We start from the raw sequence: 1,572 nt of genomic DNA, 5'->3' as shown, positions 1-1,572 counted from the left end.
AAGCTGACCAAGGCCCGTACCGGATCCCTGCAGCGAAAGCCTCGCCCAGATCCTCTGTCACAAATGAGCCGTTTCGCAGAGGAATCCTTGCAGGGGAGGTGGCAGGCCGTAGGCCTGACGGAGGGGTATCGCCGTTGGCGAGGACAGGGTGCACTCGCCAACGGGGACACCCCTCCACCAGCTTCGCTGGTCCCCCTCCCCTTGCAGGGGAGGAATGGCGATTGATCCGAATTTTCGCTAACGATCGAACGACATCAGGATCGGGCACGGCCCCGCCGACCCGCTGCCGCACTCCCTCGCCAACGTCTGGAGGGCGTCGCGCGCCGCCTGCAACTCCGCGATCCGGGCGTCCAGTGCGGCGATGCGGTCCTGCGCCAGCGACCTGGCCCGCGCGCGGTCGTCGGTCGCGTCCAGCGCCAGCAGCTCGCCGATCTGCTCCAGCGTGAAGCCCGCATTCTGTGCGGACCGGATGAAGCGCAACCGCCGCACGTCCGCCTCGCCATAGCGGCGTATGCGGCCGCCCGATCCCGGCCCCTCCGGCCGCGCGGGCGTGTCGATCAGGCCGCGCCGCTGATAATAGCGGATCGTCTCCACCCCGACGCCGCCCTCGCGCGCCAGTCCGGCAATCGTCCAGTCGGCCATCGTCTTGACTCCGTACCATGGTACGCATGCCATATGGGTATCGGACCCCAGCCGGAGAAGATGATGGCGACGCCCCCGCCCCTACGCAAGACCGCGACCCTGTACCGCATGGTGATGCCCGCCCATACCTGCCCCTATGGCCTGAAGGCGAAGGACTTACTCCGCCGACAGGGCTACGCGGTCGAGGACCACCCTTTGCGCACCCGTGAGGAAACCGACGCCTTCAAGGCCGAGCATGGCGTGAAGACGACGCCGCAGGTCTTTATCGGGGGCGAGCGGGTGGGCGGCTATGACGATCTGCGCCGTTTCTTCGGCAAGCGCGTGGCTGATCCCAAGGCGACCAGCTATCGCCCGGTCGTCGCCCTGTTCGCGATGACCGCGCTCATGGCGCTGGCGGCATCCCAGGCGGTCTATGCCACGCCGTTCACGCTACGCGCGGGCGAATGGTTCGTCGCGTTCAGTATGGCGGTGCTCGCGCTGCTGAAGCTCCAGAATGTCGAGAGCTTCGCGACCATGTTCCTGAACTACGACCTGCTGGCCAAGCGCTGGGTCCCCTATTCCTATGCCTATCCCTTTGCCGAGGGGCTGGCGGGGGTGCTGATGATCGCGGGCGTGTTGACCTGGATCTCGGTGCCGGTCGCGCTGTTCATCGGTGGCGTGGGCGCGGTGTCGGTGGTCAAGGCGGTCTATATCGACCGGCGCGAATTGAAATGCGCCTGTGTCGGCGGGGCGGGCAATGTGCCGTTGGGGTTTCTGTCGCTGACCGAGAATGTGATGATGATCGCGATGGCGGTGTGGATGGTGGTGCAGCACGGGTGATCCCGCTCCTTCCGTGCTCGTAGGGACAGGTTTCCCCGGGGAAACGCGTATATCCTCCCCTGCAAGGGGAGGGGGACCATGCGCCAGCATGGTGGAGGGGGTGTGCGGCGG

Annotated in this window: 2 protein-coding genes; one reads left to right on the top strand and one right to left on the bottom strand. The window is 66.5% G+C overall.

Features of this window, described 5'->3' with window-relative positions:
- Positions 1-237 precede the first annotated feature (237 nt).
- On the bottom strand, positions 238-642 hold the full coding sequence (locus SM191_RS19430) for a MerR family transcriptional regulator (protein WP_341507641.1): 405 nt from the start codon (positions 640-642) through the stop codon (positions 238-240).
- 33 nt (positions 643-675) lie between these two features.
- Between SM191_RS19430 and SM191_RS19425 the strand changes: the two genes are divergently transcribed.
- On the top strand, positions 676-1,461 hold the full coding sequence (locus SM191_RS19425; RefSeq protein WP_445949888.1) for a MauE/DoxX family redox-associated membrane protein: 786 nt from the start codon (positions 676-678) through the stop codon (positions 1,459-1,461).
- Positions 1,462-1,572 lie beyond the last annotated feature (111 nt).

The sequence above is a fragment of the Sphingomonas sp. 2378 genome (assembly GCF_038084995.1).
In the GTDB taxonomy this organism is placed as follows: domain Bacteria; phylum Pseudomonadota; class Alphaproteobacteria; order Sphingomonadales; family Sphingomonadaceae; genus Sphingomonas.
Note: the sequence above shows the minus strand (reverse complement) of the source record. Positions and strands in the feature narration are given on the sequence as shown.